Annotated in this window: 9 protein-coding genes; 1 reads left to right on the top strand and 8 read right to left on the bottom strand. The window is 63.6% G+C overall.

What is annotated here, in order from left to right:
* Positions 1 to 16 precede the first annotated feature (16 nt).
* From pgm to HDE79_RS00240, 6 genes are all read right to left on the bottom strand, one after another.
* Positions 17 to 1,669 carry a phosphoglucomutase (alpha-D-glucose-1,6-bisphosphate-dependent) gene (gene pgm, locus HDE79_RS00265; RefSeq protein WP_184599934.1) on the bottom strand — a complete coding sequence of 551 codons (1,653 nt, stop codon included), beginning with the start codon at positions 1,667 to 1,669 and terminating at the stop codon, positions 17 to 19.
* Positions 1,666 to 3,378, bottom strand: coding sequence for a glucose-6-phosphate isomerase (gene pgi, locus HDE79_RS00260; protein ID WP_184599933.1), 1,713 nt, complete (start codon positions 3,376 to 3,378; stop codon positions 1,666 to 1,668). The genes pgm and pgi overlap by 4 nt, the downstream gene beginning before the upstream one ends.
* Entirely contained in the window at positions 3,375 to 4,478 is a 1,104-nt protein-coding gene (gene tal / locus HDE79_RS00255; RefSeq protein WP_184599932.1) for a transaldolase, read from the bottom strand. The genes pgi and tal overlap by 4 nt, the downstream gene beginning before the upstream one ends.
* Positions 4,479 to 4,543: 65 nt before the next feature.
* Positions 4,544 to 5,263 carry an HAD family hydrolase gene (locus tag HDE79_RS00250; protein WP_184599931.1) on the bottom strand — a complete coding sequence of 240 codons (720 nt, stop codon included), beginning with the start codon at positions 5,261 to 5,263 and terminating at the stop codon, positions 4,544 to 4,546.
* On the bottom strand, positions 5,257 to 6,663 hold the full coding sequence (gene zwf / locus HDE79_RS00245) for a glucose-6-phosphate dehydrogenase (protein ID WP_184599930.1): 1,407 nt from the start codon (positions 6,661 to 6,663) through the stop codon (positions 5,257 to 5,259). The genes HDE79_RS00250 and zwf overlap by 7 nt, the downstream gene beginning before the upstream one ends.
* A gap of 410 nt (positions 6,664 to 7,073) precedes the next feature.
* The gene (locus tag HDE79_RS00240) at positions 7,074 to 15,743 is read right to left on the bottom strand and encodes a glucoamylase family protein (protein ID WP_184599929.1); all 8,670 of its coding nucleotides are present in this window, start codon (positions 15,741 to 15,743) and stop codon (positions 7,074 to 7,076) included.
* Between the two features lie 202 nt (positions 15,744 to 15,945).
* Between HDE79_RS00240 and HDE79_RS00235 the strand changes: the two genes are divergently transcribed.
* On the top strand, positions 15,946 to 16,416 hold the full coding sequence (locus tag HDE79_RS00235; RefSeq protein ID WP_184599928.1) for a GNAT family N-acetyltransferase: 471 nt from the start codon (positions 15,946 to 15,948) through the stop codon (positions 16,414 to 16,416).
* Here HDE79_RS00235 and HDE79_RS00230 read toward each other — a convergent pair.
* Both HDE79_RS00230 and HDE79_RS00225 read right to left on the bottom strand, forming a co-directional pair.
* A complete protein-coding gene (locus HDE79_RS00230; protein WP_184599927.1) occupies positions 16,413 to 18,881 on the bottom strand; it encodes a GGDEF and EAL domain-containing protein in 2,469 nt (822 codons plus the stop codon). The two genes, HDE79_RS00235 and HDE79_RS00230, sit on opposite strands and share 4 nt — an antisense overlap.
* A gap of 69 nt (positions 18,882 to 18,950) precedes the next feature.
* Positions 18,951 to 20,120, bottom strand: a complete 1,170-nt coding sequence (locus HDE79_RS00225; protein WP_184599926.1) for a hypothetical protein — start codon at positions 20,118 to 20,120, stop codon at positions 18,951 to 18,953.
* Positions 20,121 to 20,151 lie beyond the last annotated feature (31 nt).

The following is a 20,151-nucleotide window of genomic DNA, read 5'->3' as shown; positions in this document are numbered from 1 at the left end:
TCGACCCGATAATTCATCATGCGCCGCCTAACGAGGCGTCGACGATCTTCTGCGCCTCGGCCAGGATGTCCTTCAGATGTTCCTTGCTTTTGAAGCTCTCGGCGTAAATCTTGTAGATCGCCTCGGTGCCGGACGGGCGCGCGGCAAACCAGCCACTGGGAGCAATGGCCTTGATGCCGCCGATCGCCGCACTGTTGCCTGGCGCCTTGTCGAGCACCTGGGTGATCTTTTCGCCGGCCAGTTGGTCGCTGTGCAGTTGGTCCGGCGAGAGCTTGGCCAGCTTGGCCTTCTGCGCCGGCGTGGCGGCGGCCTCGACGCGGTCGGCAAACGGCTCGCCCAGGTCCTTGGTCATCTGCGCATACAGCTCGCCGGGGTCCTTGCCATGGCGGGCGGTAATTTCGGCTGAAAGCAGCGCCGGTACCAGGCCGTCCTTGTCCGTCGTCCACACCGAACCATCGCGGCGCAGCAGCGATGCGCCGGCACTCTCTTCGCCGCCGAAGCCAAGCGAGCCGTCGAACAGGCCTTCGGAAAACCACTTGAAGCCGACCGGCACTTCGTAGAGTTTGCGGCCCAGCCGCTTGGCCACGCGATCGATCATGGCGGTGCTGACCACGGTCTTGCCGATGGCCGCCTTGTCGCTCCACTGCGGCCGGTTCTGGAACAGGTAGTCGATCAACACCGAAAGATAATGATTCGGTTCCATCAGGCCGTTGCTGCGCGTGACGATGCCGTGGCGATCGTGGTCGGTGTCGCAGGCGAACGCGACGTCGTACTTGTCCTTCAGCACGATCAGCCGCTGCATCGCGTATTTCGACGAGGGGTCCATGCGGATCTGACCATCCCAATCCACCGTCATGAAGGCGAACTGCGGATCGACGGTGTCGCTGACCACGGTAAGGTCGAGCTTGTAGCGCTCGGCAATCGGCGCCCAGAAATGTACGCCGGCACCACCCAGTGGATCGACGCCCATGTGCACGCCGGCGCTGCGGATGATGTCGAAGTCGATCATGTTGCCGAGGTCGGCCACATAGGCATCGAGGTAGTCATGTGAGTGTGTCGTCGAGGCCTTGCTCGCCTGCGCGAACGGCACGCGTTTGACCTCTTTCAGGCCGCCTTCGATCAGCTGGTTGGCGCGATCCTGCACCCAGTTGGTGATGTAGGTGTCGGCCGGGCCGCCGTTGGTCGGGTTGTACTTGAAGCCGCCGTTGTCCGGCGGGTTGTGCGACGGCGTGATCACGATGCCGTCCGCAAGCCCCTTCGTGCGGCCTTTGTTATAGGTGAGGATCGCGTGCGAAATCGTCGGTGTGGGCGTGAACTCGCCCTTGGCCGAGATCATCGTCTCGACGCCGTTCGCCGCCAGCACTTCCAGCGCGCTCTCGAATGCCGGTTGCGACAGCGCGTGCGTATCGAAGCCGATAAACAGCGGGCCGTCGATGCCCTTGCTCTGGCGGTACTCGCAGATTGCCTGACTGATCGCCAGGATGTGCCATTCATTGAAGCTGCGCTGGAACGAGCTGCCGCGATGGCCGGAGGTGCCGAACGCGACGCGCTGCGCGGCTTCGCCTGGGTCAGGCTTCAGATCCGAGTAGGCAGCCAGCAGTTTCGCGATATCGACCAGGATCGATGTCGGCGCCGGCTTGCCAGCAAGCGGGCTGATGGTCTGGCTCATTTCGACGCCGCCGGTGAACGAACGTCCTTGAGCCGCCCATCGCGGAGCTGGCGGTAGCGGTGGATCAACGTGTTGGTCGAGCTGTCGTGCCCGAGCTTGGGCTCGTCTTTCGCGGTCAGCTCGGCAATGGTGGTCTTGGCCAGCTGCTTGCCCAGTTCCACGCCCCACTGGTCGAACGAGTCGATGTTCCAGATCGTGCCCTGCACGAACACGCTGTGCTCGTACAGCGCGATCAGCGTGCCGAGGATATGTGGCGTCAGGCGTGAGGCGAGAATCGTATTGCTCGGACGGTTGCCTTCGAACGTACGGTGCGGCACCAGTGCTTCGGCAGTGCCTTCGGCCAGCACCTCCTCGGCGGTCTTGCCGAACGCCAACGCTTCGCCCTGGGCGATCAGGTTGGCCATCAGCAGGTCGTGCTGATCGCCGGCTGGATGGTCGCTGCCGTCGTGCACGGGCAGCGGGTTCAGCGTCTGACCGAAGCCGATGAAATCGCACGGCACGATGCGTGTGCCCTGATGGATCAGCTGATAGAACGAATGCTGGCCGTTGGTGCCGGGCTCGCCCCAGTAGATCGGGCCGGTGGCGTAATCGACCGTGCTGCCGTCGAGCGTGACGTGCTTGCCGTTGCTCTCCATGGTCAGCTGCTGCAGATAGGCCGGGAAGCGCTTCAGGTACTGCTCGTACGGCAATACCGCGACGGTAGCAGCGTCAAGGAAATTGTTGTTCCAGACCGCCAGCAGGCCCATCAGCGCGGGCAGGTTGTGTTCCAGCGGCGTCTTGCGGAAATGCACGTCCATCGCGTGGAAACCGGCCAGCATCTCGCGGAAATGATCCGGGCCAATGGCGATCATGGTCGACAGGCCGATCGCCGAATCCATCGAGTAGCGGCCGCCGACCCAGTCCCAGAAGCCGAACATGTTGGCCGTGTCGATGCCGAACTTGGTCACTTCCTCGGCATTGGTGGAAACAGCGACGAAGTGCTTGGCGACCGCCTTGCCTTCGTCGTCACCACTGGCATCCAGCGCCTTCAGCGCCCAGGCGCGTGCAGCGTGCGCGTTCGTCAGCGTTTCCAGCGTGGTGAAGGTTTTCGAGCAGACGATGAACAAGGTTTCGGCCGCATCCAGGTCGCGTGTGGCTTCGGCGAAATCGGTGCCGTCCACGTTGGAGACGAAACGGAAGGTGATGTCACGCTGGCTGTAATCGCGCAGCGCCTCGTAGGCCATCACCGGGCCGAGATCCGAGCCACCAATGCCGATGCTGATGACGTTGCGGATGCGCTGGCCGCTGTGGCCCAGCCAGGCGCCGCTGCGCACCTTTTCGGCGAACGTGGTCATGCGATCGAGTACGGCGTGCACGTCGGGCACCACATCCTTGCCGTCGACCAGGATCTTTTCGCTGGCCGGCGCACGCAGCGCCACATGCTGCACGGCGCGCTTTTCGGTGATGTTGATCTTGTCGCCGCTGAACATCGCCTCGATGCGCCGCGGCAGATCACACGCCTCGGCCAGTTCGCGCAGCAGGCGCAGCGTGTCGGCATTGACGCGCTGCTTGGAGTAGTCGAGGTACAGGCCGACCGCTTCGGCGGTCAGGGTCTGACCGCGTTCGGCATCGGCGGCGAACAGTTCGCGCAGGTGCTGCTGGCCGATCTGCGCGAAATGTTTTTGCAGCGCCTGCCACTGCGGTCGCGAGACGAGAGGTGAGCTACTCATTTCAGTGCGGGTCCTTTCGATTGGTCTTCGAGCTTGCCGGTCTTGTCGACGATCCGTTTCAGCAGCGCTCCCCAGGATTTGACGAAGGACTCGGCGCCTTCCTTTTGCAGCTGGGCAGCCAGTGCATCGATATCGACGCCGGCCTTGGTGATCCTGGAGAGCATCTCTTCGGCTTCCTTGCCATCGGTCGGCATCACGCCGTGCAGCTGGCCGTGTTCCGCAAACGCGATGAGGGTCTTTTCCGGCATGGTATCGACGGTGTCGGGCGCGGCCAGCGCACTGACGTACAGCGTATCGGAGGCGGCCGGATCCTTGGTGCCGGTGCTCGCCAGCAGCAGGCGCTGCGGTTTGGCGCCGGCGGCGGCCAGCTTCTTCCAGCGCGGTGACTCCAGCAGCTCGCGATACGCGTGATAGGTCTGCTGACACACGGCGATGCCAAGCTTGTTGTGCAGCTCGTCGGGCAACTGCTTGTTGCTGGCGACGTCCCATCGGCTGACAAAGACCGACGCGACCGAGCCGACGTCCAGATGCTGACCGGCCTCATGGCGACGCTCGAGGCCACGTATATAGGCCTCAGCGGAGGCCAGATAATGTTCACGCGAAAACAGCAGGGTCACGTTGATCGGAATACCGAGGAAGATCGCTTCCTCGATCGCCGGAATGCCTTCAGGCGTGCCGGGAATTTTCACGAACAGGTTCTCGCGCTGTGCCTGCGAGTGGATCTCCTTGGCCGCCTCGATGGTGCCGGCCGTATCGGCAGCCAGCAGCGGGGAGACTTCCATCGAGACCCAGCCGTCGACCTTGTGGGTCGACTTGAAAATCGGTGCGAACAGGTCGGCGGCACGGCGAAGGTCTTCCAGCGCCAGCTCGTTGAAAAGCTTTTCGCCGGACAGACCGGCCAGTGCCTTGGCGTGGATACCGGCATCGTAGGCATCGCCACCGCCGATCGCGGCGTCGAAGATGCTGGGGTTGGAAGTGAGGCCGGTAACCGAGTCCTCGGCGATGTAGCGCGCAAGCGTGCCGTCGTCGAGCAGGGTGCGGGTGATGTTGTCCAGCCAAAGGCTCTGGCCGAGATCATGCAATTGCTGGGTCGCTTTCATGCTTGCTCCTGGAATTCGCGTTGTTGCTGATGCATTGGGGATAGGAATATGGGGATGATCTGCGATTAATGCACTGCGTCATGGCGGGCGGATGACGTTAGGTGAAAATCATCCAGCGTGTACTCGAGCAGCTCACCGATTTTATCGATCTTGAGGTCGGGCGCTGCGCGCTGCTCGGCAGATGCGGATGCGGCGTACTGGCCCTGGCGCACGAATACGGTGGTCAGCTGATCGCCGAGCACCTTCTTCATATCGGCGAGGATATTCGGCTTGTCGTCGATCATCACGTAGTGCCGCGCGGGAAAGCGCTGCTGCATGAGATTCAGCTCATGCTGTTTGTGCTCGTAGATCAACACGTTGCCGTGGAAGGCATCGAACAGGCCGCTGTGCTGAACCTTGCGTGGCTGAAACACCATGTCGCCGTCGGACAGGGCGGAGGCCGGCCCGAGCGTCCGCACGTGTTTCACTACGTCAAGCGCGCGTGGGTAAAGCAGCTTGGCAAACGGAAAATCGAGCAGAAAGGACGACATCTGCAGCAGCGCGGGATCGTTTTGCAGGCCTTGGCGAAACTGCTGCATGGTGCCGAGGTAATCCGATACGCCGAACTCGGCCCAGCGTTTTTTATGCAGCGACCAGTAACGCTCGCGTTCGGCCACGTCGAACGATTTTTCCAGATGCGCGGACAGTTCGACGGCGAAACGATCGTTGTCGAACAGCGTGTTGTCCACGTCGACCAGAAAAAAGATCGGGTCGGGCGCCGCATCACGGGCAGAACCGCTCAGCATGGAGAGGTTTCCTCTGGCGTCGGGTCGTGCCAGCCTTCGTCGCCCTCGACAATTTTCAACGCCTCCGACGGGCCCCAGCTGCCGGGCTTGTAGGTGGCAACCGGTTTTTCGTGGGTCAGCACCTGGTCGACCACGGCCCACGCGGCCTCGACGCTTTCATCGCTGGTGAACAACGCATTGTCGCCGCGGATCGCATCGCCAAGCAGGCGCTCGTATGGGGATTTTTCCGGCCGCGGGTGGTGCCGCGCCACCAGTTCGACCGGCTCGCCGCGCATTTTCTCGCCCGGCTTCTTGACCCGGGCGCCCTCGGCAATGATCACCTCGGGATTGAATCGGAAGCGGAAATAATTGGACTCTTTCTGGCTGATCTCGTCGAACAGCGACAGCGGCGGTGTCTTCATGTCGACGATCACCTCGGTGGCGGTGATCGGCAGGTTCTTGCCGGCGCGGATGTAGAACGGCACACCGTTCCAGCGCCAGTTGTCGATATGCAGGCGCAGCGCCACGAAGGTTTCGACGTTGGAGTCGGGTTTGACGCCCTCGACCTCGCGATAGCCCTTGTATTGGCCGCGCACCACGTCTTTCGGATCGACCGGTTTCATGGCGCGGAAGATGCGCAGTTTTTCGGCGCGCAGAGATTCCGGGTCGCTGCCGACCGGTGCATCCATCGCCAGCATCGCGATTACTTGCAGCAAATGGTTCTGCAGCACGTCGCGGATGGCGCCGATGTCGTCGTAAAACGCGCCGCGACCCTGTACGCCGAAATTTTCGGCCATGGTGATCTGCACACTCTCGACGTAGTTGCGGTTCCACACCGGCTCAAACACCGTGTTGGCGAAGCGGAAGTACAGCAGGTTCTGCACCGGCTCCTTGCCGAGATAATGGTCGATGCGGAAGATCGATTGCTCGGGGAAAACCTCATGCAAGGTCGCGTTGAGTGCCTTGGCCGAGGCCAGATCGCGCCCAAACGGCTTTTCCACCACCACGCGGGCTTCGTCAGCGCAGCCGACCTTCTGCAGGCCTTTCGCCACCACACCGAACAGGCTCGGTGGGATTGCCAGGTAATGCAGCGGGCGCTTGGCCTTGCCCAGTGCCTTCTTGATGGCGTCGAAGGTGGCCGGGTCGTTGTAGTCGCCATCGACATACTGCAACTTGGCCGAAAGTTTCTCGAAGCCATCCTTGTCGAACTTGATGCCCTGATCCTTGGCTGCCTGGGTCAGGCTGTCGCGGGCACGGGCACGCAATTTCTTGATGTCCCAGTCGGAGTGGGCCACGCCGATGATCGGCAGGTCCAGCCCGTCGTTGAGAATCATCGCCTGCAGTGCGGGGAAAATTTTCTTGTAAGCCAGGTCGCCAGTGGCGCCGAAAAAAACCAGAGCATCCGAACGAGGTGTCGCCATAGCGGTAACTCTCTCCATGTGGCTTGGGTTGTACGGCCGGACGACAGCACCGAGATGTCAGATTGGCCGATGAATGGATGCTTCCACAACATGTGGTCGCAGAGATTGGATGAAATAGCTTGCTCGCCATCGAGTGAAGTCTTCGCTAAGAGCCTGTTTGCGATCTCCACGTAGCCCGCGTTGTGTCGTGGCGGCCGCCACGACACAACCCTTCGGGCCGGGTCGGTTTGTACCCATCCCGGCGTCATCACTCGGTCGTGTACCGACGTACACTCCCTCCTTCTTCCTTGGCCTGAGCACAAACCGCTCCCGGCGCGGGCCACGTGGAGATCGTAAACAGGCTCTGAGACCGAACACCTGAAAACCTATAAGGCCGCATGTCGGAAAACATAATCCAGGCCGCAGACCCATCATCGGACTCGCGGATGACGCAATTCAACGTGGTGCTCTATGCCGTCATTGGCCAGCAGCACGCGTCCGTCCGGCAAGGTTTCGCCGTCCAGCTGCAACAGGCGCGGGGCATCGGCGTCGACCTGGGTCACATCGATCCGGTACCAGGTCTGGCGATAGCGGTAGCGCATCGAAAAACCTTCCCAGTCGGCCGGCAGTACCGGCTTGAAGCGCAGGTGGCCGGCATCCATGCACAGGCCAAGCAATGATTCGACCACCAGTCGATACATCCAGCCGGCCGATCCGGTGTACCAGCTCCAGCCGCCGCGGCCCACATGCGGTTCGACTGCGTAAACGTCCGCGCTGACCACGTAGGGCTCGACCTTGTAGATGTCGATTTCCGTCGCGTCACGGGTGTGGCTGAGTGGGTTGATCATGCGCAGCAGTTCCCACGCCCGGGCGCTGTCACCCAACTCGGCAAACGCCATCGTGGCCCAGATCGCGGCGTGCGTGTACTGGCCACCGTTTTCGCGCACGCCCGGCACGTAGCCCTTGATGTAACCGGGATCGAGCGGGGATTTGTCGAATGGCGGATCAAGCAGTTGTACCAGCCGCGCATCGCGACGGACCAGATGCTGATCGAGCGAATTCATCGCCTGCTGCTGGCGCGCCGGTTCGGCCACGCCGGAGATCACCGACCAGCTCTGCGCGATCGAGTCGATCCGGCACTCGTCGTTCGGTGCCGAACCCAGTGGCGTGCCGTCGTCGTAATAGGCGCGGCGATACCAGGCACCATCCCAGCCGTTCTGTTCCAGCGCAATCTTCAGCTTGGCGACCTCGCTCTCACAGCGCAGAGCGAACGTTTCGTCGTCGTGCTGCCGCGCCACTTCGGCAAAGCGGTTCATCACCTCGCAGGAAAACCAGCCCAGCCAGATGCTTTCGCCACGACCGGCTTCGCCGACCCGGTTCATGCCGTCGTTCCAGTCGCCGCAGCCGATCAGCGGCAGGCCGTGCACGCCGCGGACCAGGCTGTGTTCGATCGCCCGTACGCAATGGCGATACAGCGTTTCGCGCAGGCTCGAATGCTGCGGCAGGTCGTAATACGACTCCTCGCCCGGATGCAGTGGACGTCCCTCGATGTAGCCAACCGTTTCGTCGAGTATCTGGGTATCGTCGGTGGCCAACACATAGCGCGCGGCAGCCAGCGGTAGCCACAGGTAATCGTCGGAACACGCCGTACGTACGCCGCGATCGAGTGGCGGATGCCACCAGTGCTGCACGTCGCCATCAGGGAACTGGTGCGCGGCGCATAGCAAGATCTGACGCCGGGCGCTGTCCGGCGCGGCGTACAGCATCGCCATCGAATCCTGCAGCTGATCGCGGAAACCGAACGCGCCGCCGGACTGGTAGTAACCGCTGCGCGCCCAGAAGCGGCAGGCGATGGTCTGGTACAGCAGCCAGCCGTTGGCCAGTACGTCGACCGCCGGGTCGGGCGTCTTGACCTGCACCGCACCCAGCGTGCGCTGCCAGTGTCCACGAACCTTGTTCAGCGCCTCGACCGCAGCGATGCTGCCGCGGAAGCGCTGAACCAGTGAACTGGCGTCAGCGGTATCGCGCCCCAGGCCCAGCCGGAACACGACATCGCGCTGCTCGCTCTCGGCCAGCTCGATGGTCATCTGCAGCGCGCCGCAGGGATCCAGTCCGGCACCCAGGCGACCGGACAGATGCGTGCGGCTCAGCGCGGCGGGCGAACGCGTGCTGCCATTGCGGCCGAGGAACTCGCTGCGATCACCGCCGATCGAGCGGCTCGGATCATCGACATCGAAGAACGCCACGCGGCCGGGGAACTCGGTGTTGTAGGCATTGCGGGCAAATAGCGCGCCGCTGGCCGGGTCCGATTCGGTCACCACGTGCATGACTGTTTTCTCGCGCAGGTCGCCCAGTGTCCACTCGACGTAGCCTGTAGCGCTGATCCGGCGCGGACGACCGGAATCGTTGCGCAGTTTCAGCAGCGAGAATTTCACCGAGGCATCCAGTGCCACGTACACCCACAGCTCGGAGTAGATGCCGTCTTCCACATGCTCGAATACGCTGTAACCGAAGCCGTGGCGGGTCAAATATTCGCCAGTGCCGCGGGCCGGCAGTGGCGTCGGCGACCAGACTTGGCCGGTTTCCTCATCGCGCAGATAAATCGCCTCACCGCTGGCATCGCCGACCGGATCGTTGTGCCACGGCGATAGACGGAACTCGTGGGCGTTCTCGGCCCAGGTGTAGGCGCCACCACTTTCGGAAATCACCGTGCCGAAATGTGGGTTGGCCAGCACGTTCGCCCACGGCGCCGGCGTGGCATCGTTCGGTCCGAGCACGATGACGTATTCGTGACCGTCGGCGCTGAAGCCGCCATAGGGATTGGTCAGCTGCAGGTCGCGCGTTGCATGTTGATCAACGGCCGCCACCGGCGGCGCCAGCAGGGAGGGTACGATCGTCGGCGCGGCGCGGCGCGGCTTGCTGGGTTCGAAGCGCGGCATGTGGGTTTCCACCCAGCGTCGGCTGACCTGCTCGGCCAGCGTGCCACGCGTGTCGGCCAGGATGATCCGCGCGCTGGCCTGGACCAGGATGCGATCCTCGCTGGACAGCTGCTGCGACGGACGGACGAAAATGCCGCCGGGGCGATCGAGCAGACTGGCTTCGCTGCCCGAGGCGATCAGGCCCATGATCTGGTCCTGCAGCTCCTGCCGGTAGCCGGCGCGATCTTCGTTCCAGATCACCAGATCCACCGCCAGGCCCTTTAGTCGCCAGTATGCGTGCGCCTGCACCAGCTGACGCACCAGTTCGATTCGCGCGGGGTCGGCGATCTGCAGCAGCACAATGGGTAGATCACCCGAAATCGACTGTCCCCACAGGCCGGACTGGCCGCGGCGGTTGGCCGCGATCATGCCGGGCTCGGCGCGCATGTTGGCATTCGGGTAGATGATCGAGGTGGCCATGTGCTCGTACAGCTGCGCATCGGCCAGCGAGGCGTTGAGCTGACGCAGCAGCACCTGACTGTGCGTCCAGGCCAGGTCGAATACGCGGTCGGCCAGATGGCGGTCGCGGTATTTGCCGATCAGTTGCACGCAGGCGTCGCGGGTGTCAGCCGTGCCGGTGACGAAATCCACCGTGGCGGATTGCTCCGGCTCCAGCGTGATGCGACAGCGGATGGCCACGATCGGATCGAGCACCGAGCCTTGGCTGTTGGATAGTTGCGCATAGGGATCACTCGCTGTACCCATCGCCAGCGGTGCGGCGGCGCTGCGGCCGCGGCCGATAAAGCGCGCGCGATCGGTTTCGTAGGAGATCTCGTCGATGTCACCGTTGTGCACGGCCAGCAGGTGGCACATCCATGGCACCGCTTCGTCGTGCGCGCGTGGGCGACGGGTGCAGAGGATCGCCTGCAGCTCGGGGACCAGCTCGGTCTGCACAAACAATTTGCTGAAGGCTGGATGCATCGCATCGGCGATCGGCGGCGCCAGTACCACTTCGGCAAAGCTGGTCAGCTCGATCGTGCGACGCGTGCGGCTGCGGTTGGTGATGCGCGTGCGGCGCAGCTCAATGTCGTCTTCGGGCGAGACCACGATTTCGGTGTGCGCATCGAACTCGCGTTCGCGCACGCGGAACTCGGCGCGAGCATCGGAGAAGATCGCCTCGAACAACTCGGTTTTCTTCAACGTCGGCTGATGCGCGGTCGACCAGTAAGCGCCGCTGGCGACGTCGCGCAAGTAGCAGAACATGCCCCAGTTGTCGCTGGTGATGTCTTCGCGCCAGCGCGTGAGCGCCATGTCGCGGCAGCGGCTGTAGCCGCCGCCGGCGCTGCTGACCATCACGTGATAGCGGCCGTTCGACAGCAGCTGCACCGCGGGACGTGCGCGATCCGGATCGGTGAACACGCGCAGCCGTGCCTCGGCCGCACGCGATTGGCCGTCCATTTCGGGGAAGCCGGAAGCATGCAGGTATTCCGCCGCGGTCTTTGGCACGCGCTCCTGCAGCAGCAGACTGGTGGCCTGGAACTGCGGGTCGGATTCGAAACGCCGCTGCATTGGTTTGTCCAGCAGCGCGTAGGCGAGCGCCAGCAGGCTCATGCCCTGATGGTGGACCATGAAGGATTGCACCAGTGCCGAAGTCTGGCCCAGTGGCAACCGTGCGGGGGTGTAGTCGATGGCCTCGTAGAATCCCAGGCGCCCTTCCGCGCCCACTTCGACCAGTCGCTGCATGTTACGAGTGGCCGCGGCCGGCGCCACCATCATCGCCATCACGGTGGCGTACGGCGCGATCACCACGTCGTCGCCCAGCCCGCGCTTCAGGCCCAGACCTGGCACGCCGAACGCGCGATACTGATAGGTGAAGTGTGCATCGAGCGTGTTGTAGCCGGATTCGGAAACGCCCCATGGCACGTTCAGCTGGGTACCGTATTCGATCTGACGGGCCACGGCGGCGCGACAGGTCTGGTCCAGCAGGGTGCCTTCATAGCTTGGCATCACCAGCATCGGCATCAGGTATTCGAACATCGAACCGGTCCACGACAGCAACACCGGCTGCCCGCCGCTGGTGGTCAGCAGGCGACCCAGCGAGAACCAGTTGTCCTGCGGCAGCTGGCCCTGCGCGATCGCCACGAAGCTGGCCAGTCGGGCTTCCGATGCCAGCAGGTCATAAAAGCCCGCATCGAGTCGCCGCTCGTCGACGTTGTAGCCGATCGCCAGCAGGTCGCGTGCCCGGTCGTACAGAAAACGATAATCCATCAGCGCCAGTTCGCCGCTCTCCAGCGCGACCTGTTCAAGTAGCGCGATACGCTCGCGTGCGCGTTCACGCAGCGTTTCCGCGTCAGCCTCGTCGGGCCAGCACAGCGGCTCGATGCGCGAGAGCTGCAGCAACGTTGGAATGCCCTTGAAATTGGCGTCGTCGTCCGGCGGCGGGTCGAGATGGAAGTGGCTGGTTTCATCCAGCAGATCGCTGCATTGCTGTAGCAGGGCGTCAAGCCAGAACTCGGTATCGCTATCGGCTTCGACGGCGAGTGTGCGCGCCAGTGCATGCGCCTGGTCGAGCAGAGTTTGCAACAGTGCAACGGCGGCACCGGTCGTCGCCGGCAGCGACGCCAGGGCGGCTTCCAGCGGTCGCTGCAATGGACTCAAGGAACCGGCGGTGGCTGAGTCCATCGAGGCCTGCAACACGGTAAGCGTATCGAGCAGGCCTTGCAGCGCGCGCGGCTGGAACACCGGTTCGTCGGCGACGGCGAGCAAGCCGGGCCGCAACGTCAGCAGGTGACCAGCGAGATTGCCGCTGTCCACCGCCGAGATATACAGCGGCGCCAGCGGCTGCAGTGTTAGCGTGTCGTACCAGTTGTAGAAGTGCCCGCGATGGCGCGGTAGCAGACGCATCGTCGCCAGCGTCTGCATAGTGCGATCGAGCAGGCGCCCGGCGCTGAGAAAACCGAAGTCGTACGCAGCGAGATTGGCCAGCAGGGCCAGTCCGATATTCGTTGGTGACGTGCGATGCGCGATCGCCGGCGCCGGCTGTATCTGCACGTTGTCCGGTGGCAGCCAGTGATCGGCGGGCCCGACATGGGCATCAAAAAATGCCCAGGTCTTGCGCGCCAGCGAGCGCAGAAACTGCATCTGCGCGGCGGTCGGTGCAAACGCCGGCGGTACGTTCGGTTTGCTGATCCACCAGGCGATCGACGGCGAGAGCAGCCACAGCAGCAGCAGCGGTGCCGCTACCAGCAGCGCCATCGGCCGATGCCACGTCAGCAGCGCGGCCAGCACCACGGCGAGCACGGGGCCGATCCACATCAATCGCCACAGTGTGCCGGGCGCGTTGCTGCTGCGCTTTTCGACATCGCTAGAGGTTTGCCATTGCAGCAGCAGGCGTCGGCTGATCGTCATGCGCCACAGCGTGCGCAGGATCGCGTCGATGCTGTACAGCACTTCGTGTGGCAGCCATGCCAGACCCAGCGCCATGCGCGCCAGATGCTGGCCGGTGGAATGCATCGCGGCGCGCAGGTGCTGATCCATCTGCACTTCGGTCTGCTTCTGCACCAGATCGAGCATCGCCGACAGCACCGGTGGAATCAGTACCATCGCCAGTACGGCGAGCATCCACGAGAATGCGGGCGAAAGCAGAAACCAGCCGGCCAACAACAGCACCAACAGCGATGCCGGCACCAGACTGCGGCGCAAGTTGTCGAGAATCTTCCAGCGCGACAGTGCAGTCAGCGCATTCTTGCGCCAGCCGTGGGCGGTCGGTGTCCACGGCAGCAGCCAGGGCAGCAGCTGCCAGTCGCCGCGGATCCAGCGATGCCGGCGCTTGACGTCGGCGCTGTAGCGGGCCGGGTATTCCTCGTATAGCTGCACATCACTGAGCAGGCCGGAGCGGGCGTGGCTACCTTCGACCAGATCATGGCTGAGGATGGCGTTGTCCGGAAAGCGGCCTTCGAGGCTGAGCTCGAACGCATCGATCGCGTAGATGCCCTTGCCGATGAACGAGCCCTCGTGGAACACGTCCTGGTAGACGTCCGAGACCATCTGCGTATACGGATCGATGCCGGCATCGCTGGCGTAGAGCTGCGCGTAGCGTGAGCGCGCCGTGCTGGGCAGGCTGATGCCTACGCGCGGTTGCAGCACGCCATAACCCGACACCACGCGACGCAGCTCTGGGTCGTATACCGCGCGGTTGAGCGGATGATCGATCGCGCCGACAAACTCGTGCGCGGACTCGCGCGGCAGCTGGGTGTCAGTGTCCAGCGTAATGACGTATTGAACGGTTGGCAGCGTGTCGATATCGCCGACGATCAGCATATAGCGCTCACGCGCACCGCCGCGCAGGAGTGCGTTGAGATCGGCCAGCTTGCCGCGCTTGCGCTCGCGGCCCATCCAGCTTTGTTCGGCGGCATTCCACTGGCGCGGACGATGGAACAGGAAAAACCGATCCATTTCTGCGGTGGCGTATTTGTCGTTGAGCGCCTCGATACGCCGCCTTGCCAGGCGCAGTAGCGCTTCATCGCCGGGCAACGTTTCCGTGTCGGCATCGGGAAAATCGGTGAGCAGCGCAAAATGCAGCTGTGGGTCGCGGTTGCCAAGGAAGCGCACTTCCAGCGCTTCCACCAGCTCCTCGAGGTCGTTCGCGCTGCCAAACAGGCTGGGCACCACCACCATCGTGCGAGCGCTCTCAGGGATGCCGGCCGAGTAATCCATGCGCGGCAGCTGTCGGGGTGGCACGGTCAATGTCGCGACCCAGTTGAGCAGGCTCATTGCCAACTGGCTGGCGAGGATGATCGACGGAATCGCGATGCCGATCAGCCCCCACGTCGGCAGATGATTGTGCGAGGCGGACACCACCAGCGCCCGCGCGAAGGCAAACGTCAGCAGCGCCAGCAGACCCAGGTAAATCGGTAGCGGTGCGCGGTCGAGCAGGCGGCGCATGGTTTGGGCAAAGGCGGGTCGCACGCCGAGACTTTTCTCCAGCGCGTGGCGGCCCTTGTCGATAAGATAAAAGCCCACGTGCCGCGACACCAGGGTGTTGTCAGCCGTGGTATCGCTACGGCTCAGCGCCAGCGCCGCTTCGGCCACCTCGGGCTCGTTCAACCGATGCTTGCGCGAGATCGACTCAATCACATGGCGGTAGTCGTCACGTGTGGTGAAGTCCATCGTTGCGTAGACGCCGGCGGGATCTTCGCGCAGAAATTGATCGACGATGCTGGTCTGTTCGACGAAATCGCGCCAATCGATCGCCGACAGCGCACGCAGGCTGCCGATGCTGTTGCCGATCGACACCTGATCCGCGGCCTGCTGCTGCGCTTCGAGCTGCACCAGGTGTTCGATGGTCTGGCCAGACTCGGACAGCCGTTGCTCGATCCAGCTAAGTGGTAGTGCCAGTGCCGGGCTCTGGCCCTGCAGACGGCGGGCCATTTCGGCGACGAACGGACCGGTCATCGGTGGCTTGGAGCGTGCCATGTCGGCGACCACCAGCACGACGCTTTTCGGATCGCTCTCGGCGGTGGCGGTGAGGCTGTCGGCCCAGCGCGCGGCCTTGCCGCGGTACTGCCAGTCGGCGATCACGCGCGCGGCGACGCGGCGCAGATTCTCGATCAGCGCCAGCCGCAGCATGATCGGGATCGCCCACAGCTCGCCGAGTTTGAGCGGCGTTACCGTCTGATAGGCGTTGACGAAACGGGACAGGCTGGTGGTGTCGACGCGGCCATCGCCGTGCGAAATGATTTCCAGCGCGATGTCGTAGACGCGCGGCAGTTCGGCCGAGGGGCCGCTCCCCAACCGCGGCAGTTCCTTGCTATAGCCCTTCGGCAGATGCCGGCGGGCGATGCGGATCTGCTCTTCGATCAGATAGAAATTGTCCAGCAGCCATTCGCCTGCGGGCGTGATGCGGCGTCGATGACGGGTCGCGGCGGTCAGTCGCTCGCAGGTGTGGGTGAGTACGGCTTCGTTGTCGCCCAGCCGGGCCAGCAGCAGGTTGCTGGTTTCATCAGGGCTCAGCCGATGCTGGCCGGCGAGCACCTGGCCGTGCCGCTCCATCTGGTCGGCGCTGAACAATTCCGAACGCAAGGTCGGCTCTTGCTCTGGCTTGGTGCGAGCAGCTGCGCGTCGACGACGGAAAGCGCGCAAGCGGCGCAATTTGAGCAAATCGAATGTGCGGCCGATGTCCAATGTCCAACTTTCCTTCGGGTGTTCAGAGTGACACAGCCGGCGTGATGCCTCTATGCGCTTTCACCGCCGGCTTCTATCAGGTTCGCCGCTGCGTGTGACGACTGCCAAGGCATCATGGCATTCGTGCCGAAAGATACGCGCCGCCGTGTGAAGATCACGCAGGCTACGATAGTCCAACTGATGCCTCCGCTGGAGTTACCCTGTGCCCTCGTTGCTGATTCGCGCCGCCAGGCCCGACGATCTATCCGCCCTGCTTGCCTGGAATGCGGCGATGGCCTGGGAGACCGAAAAGAAGCGTCTCGATCCCGCTGTGCTCGAACGCGGCATCGCCGGTGTGTTCGCGATGCCGCAGCGTGGCTTTTATCTGATCGCCGAACGCGAGGGTGTGCCGGTCGGCAGCCTGATGGTGACCTACGAGTGGAGCGATTGGCGCTGCGGTGACTTCTGGTGGATCCAGAGTGTTTATGTGACGCCCGAGGCACGCCGCAGCGGGGTCTTCCGCGCGCTGCACACGGAGGTGGAGCAGCGCGCGGTCGCTGCAAATGCGGTCGGCCTGCGGCTGTATGTGGAAACCGAGAATTCTCGGGCGCAGGCTACTTACGCTGATCTGGGCATGCAGCGCTGCCACTATTGGATGTATGAAAGTCTGCTGGCGGGTGGCAGCAAGGCCTAGCTCAGCAAGGCTTCGAACGCCGCGGGTGGCATCGGCGCGCCGTACAGGAAACCCTGCAGCTGCGAGCAGCCGGCGCGGCGCAGAAAATCGCCTTGTGCCAGTGTCTCCACCCCTTCGGCGACCACCTCTTTTTGCAGGCTGCGCGCCATCGCGATGATGGCCTGGGTGATGGCAGCGGTGCCCGCATCGCTGGTGACATCGCGCACGAAGGTGCGGTCGATCTTCAGCGCATCGATCGGAAAATGTTTCAGGTACGACAGGCTGCAATAGCCAGTGCCGAAATCATCCAGCGACAGGCGTACGCCGCGTTGCTTGATTCGCTGCAGCAATTCGGTGGTGGCATCGCCGCCGGACATCACCATGCGCTCGGTCAGCTCCAGCTCCAGCAGGCTCGCATCGAGCCTGCTTTCATCGAGTACGGTATCGAGCCATGCGTAGAAATCCGCGCGTTGGAATTGCAGTGGCGATACGTTCACGGAGATGGGCACGGAAAGGCCGATATCTTTCCAGCGCTGCGCCTGCTGGCAGGCTTCGCGCAGCACCCAGGCGCCAATCGGCAGGATCAAGCCAGTGTCCTCGGCGACCGGAATGAACTGGTCCGGTGCATACAGCTCCCGCCCGTCGGCACGCAGACGCAGCAGCGCTTCGGCACCGACGATGCGGCCAGTCTGCGCATCCACCTTTGGCTGGTAATCCAGCGCGAGCTCCTGTCGGGTCAGCGCGTGGCGCAATGCCGTCTCGATCTTGCGCCGGGCCTGCGTACGCTCGCTCATCGAAGCAGTGAAAAAGCGGTAGCCATGCTGGCCTTGCGCCTTGGCTGCATACATCGCCGTTTGGGCCTGTTGCAGCAGCATTTCTGCATCGTGGGTATCGTCGGGATAGATGCTGACCCCGACGCTTACGCGCAAGGACAGCTCGGGCAGGTCGGTTACCCGTGTTTCCTGGCAATGGGCGATCAGGATCTGACAGCGACTGGCCACCTCGCCCACGCTGTCCAGGTGCGGCAGCATCACCACGAATTCGTCGTCGCCGAAGCGGCTGATCAACTCCCCGCCAGGGAGGCTGCGCCGCAATTGTGCGGTCAGCGCACGCAGCACGCGGTCACCGCCGGCGAGGCCGTACAGATCGTTGATCTGCTTGAAGTGATCAATGTCGATGTAGAGAACGGCCGCGCGTTGCTGACGGCGGGCGGCGGTGATCAACGACTGTTCGATATGCGTGTGCAGCTGGCTGCGATTGGGCAGGCCGGTGAGCGTGTCGTGCTGGGTGAGGTGGATCATCTTCAGCGCCAGCGCGCGGTTTTCGCTGACATCGTGAAACACCAGCACGCCGCCAATCACGTTGTCGGCATGGTCGTGGATCGGTGCAGAGGAATCTTCCACCGGTGTATCGAAACCGTGCCGGTGGCGTAGCAATGTCCTGCCGGCGAGATCGGCGATGGTGTTGTGTTCGATCGCCGCGCGCAGCGGATTGATCACCGGCTGGCCGTTATGCGCGTCGAACAGCTGGAAGATCTCATCGATGGCGCGGCCTTGCGCTTCGCTACTGGTCCAGCCGGTCATTGCCTCGGCAATCGGGTTGAGCGAGGTAATGCGCAGCTGGGTGTCGGTGGTGATCACGGCGTCGCCGATCGAGCGCAGCGTCACCTCGGCCAGCTCGCGCTCGCGGTGCAGTGCATCCTCGAACGCCTTGCGCTGGCTGATGTCCTGCGCCTGCGACACGAAATAGCGCGGCTGGCGGTATTCGTCCCGCACCACCGATACGCTGAGCTGGATGTGCACCACCCGGCCGTCCTTGTGGAAATTGCGCTTTTCCAGTTGGTAAGAGTCGCGCTTGCCACTGAGCATCTCGTTGAGCAACTCCATGTCGCTCGCGAGATCGTCAGGGTGAGTGATGGTGGTGATATCCAGCGCCAGCAGTTCATCTTCGCGATAGCCGAGCATCTGGCAGCACGCGGCGTTGACTCGAAGGAAATGGCCGTCCGGATGAATCAGCGCCATGCCGATGGCGGCGTGCTGAAACGCGCCGAAGAAGCGCTGCTCGCTTTCGTGAAGCTGCAGCTCCAGACTGCGCCGCTCGGTGATATCGACAAAGGTGGTGAACACGCCGCGCACGGCACCGACCTCATCAAGATCCGGCTGGAAATTGGCGTGCACGTAGCGCCGCTCGCTGCCACCGAACAGCTCGCCTTCATAGTGGGCCGTGCGGCCGGCGAAGGCGCGTTCCAGCGCCAGTTCGATCTTCTGGTAATTGCGTCGCCCGCCCGCCTCGATCACGGTACGGCCAATCAGCTCCTGTGGATCGACGCCCAGCCATGTGCGGTGGGTTTCATTGGCGTAGCGAAAGCGCTGCTCGTTATCGAGATAGGCGAGCAATACCGGTGCCCCACGCAGAACCTTCGCAGACCATTCCTGCGAATCTTTTTCAAGCGATGGCGATACCCTGGCAGGCTCGTGCGGCTGCATGGTCGTTCCGTCCCCGTGTTCGGGCCATCATGCGCCTGCCTGCTGCCGTTGCCCAGTGACCCGGCGGGCTCAGTGCAGAGCAGTGGCCGGGGCGCCCAGCGCACCGTGCTCATCCAGCACGATGCGGCCCAGCGCCTGCGGCTCGGCGGCAATGCCGTATCGATCGGCCAGCAGGGCCAGCAGCGGCCCCAGCGCCTGCGACTGCAGCGGGTAACCGTGCGCCAGCGCGCGCGCGCTACCGCCTGCACCACGTTGCGCTACGGTGATCGCGACCACGCCCAGGCCCGGGGCTTCATGCGCGAACAGCGTCGGCGATCCGTAATCGGATTCGTCGTAACCGGATTCGATGGTGGCCAGGGTTTCCAGCAGATAGCCGGCGCCCGCTTCGCCGCCGCGATCAGTCCCTGGCTGCAGCCGCAGCGGCAGCTGATGCGCGTCGAGCAGCGCCGCATATTGACGTAATTCAAACAGGATGCCGGCCAGCGCATGTCGTCGCGGCGCGTGGTCGTCGCGGCTCTCGTGCGGTTGGCCTGCCAGCCATTGCGTCGGCGATTGGGCAAATACCTTGCCGTTCGCGTAATGCAGCGCCAGACCACGCGCGGTCACCGCCGATTCGTCGCGATACGGCGTCAACAGCGCGGCCTCCAGCAGTGACCACAACGCCGCCAGATTGACGTGTTCGTACTGCACGCAGGTCAGCGCCAGCAGATCGTTGCGACTGAGATAACGCACGTGTTCGAGCCGGATGCCCAGCGTGCGCATCAGCCAGTCGGCAGTCAGCGCGCCAGCCTCCCCGCGACCGACCAACTGCACTTCCAGTTGCTCGGATAAGTCACCGGCCAGCGCCTCAGGTGCCAGCAGGCTCAGCGGCAGCAGGCGCATCGGGCCACCAGAAAATTGCGGCGACGGCTCCAGTGGCAGCGCCGGCATATGGCCGCCATGGCTGCCAAAAGCGACCACATTCTCAAGATGGCCGCGCGGCACGCGTCGCGCCAGTTCGTCCAGTGTGGCCCATACCGGAAAGCCCGGCCGCAGCAGTTCGACCTGATCGAACAGCGCGCCGGCCAGCGCGAGTCGCGCCTGATTGACCTGCGGTACCAGCCCGTGCAGATCGGCCGCGATCAGTTCCACCAGCTCCGCCGCTTCGTCGCGATCAAGGCTCAGCCGCGGCGGCACTTCGCCCTCCACCAGTTCCAGGGCCAGCACCACCGGCAGGGCGAGCAGCGTTTGCGCTTCCATCAGGAGCGGCTCCGTTCGTATAAACAAGACG

The organism is Rhodanobacter sp. MP1X3, assembly GCF_014207165.1.
Taxonomy (GTDB): Bacteria; Pseudomonadota; Gammaproteobacteria; order Xanthomonadales; family Rhodanobacteraceae; genus Rhodanobacter.
The sequence above is the reverse complement of the archived record's forward strand: the minus strand, read 5'-3'. Positions and strand labels throughout refer to the sequence as shown.

Bases quoted from the DNA above. Each gene is read 5' to 3' on its own strand.
- pgm (WP_184599934.1), bottom strand. From the start codon at position 1,669: ATGAGCCAGACCATCAGCCCGCTTGCTGGCAAGCCGGCGCCGACATCG.
- pgi (WP_184599933.1), bottom strand. From the start codon at position 3,378: ATGAGTAGCTCACCTCTCGTCTCGCGACCGCAGTGGCAGGCGCTGCAA.
- tal (WP_184599932.1), bottom strand. From the start codon at position 4,478: ATGAAAGCGACCCAGCAATTGCATGATCTCGGCCAGAGCCTTTGGCTG.
- HDE79_RS00250 (WP_184599931.1), bottom strand. From the start codon at position 5,263: ATGCTGAGCGGTTCTGCCCGTGATGCGGCGCCCGACCCGATCTTTTTT.
- zwf (WP_184599930.1), bottom strand. From the start codon at position 6,663: ATGGCGACACCTCGTTCGGATGCTCTGGTTTTTTTCGGCGCCACTGGC.
- HDE79_RS00230 (WP_184599927.1), bottom strand. From the start codon at position 18,881: ATGCAGCCGCACGAGCCTGCCAGGGTATCGCCATCGCTTGAAAAAGAT.
- HDE79_RS00225 (WP_184599926.1), bottom strand. From the start codon at position 20,120: ATGGAAGCGCAAACGCTGCTCGCCCTGCCGGTGGTGCTGGCCCTGGAA.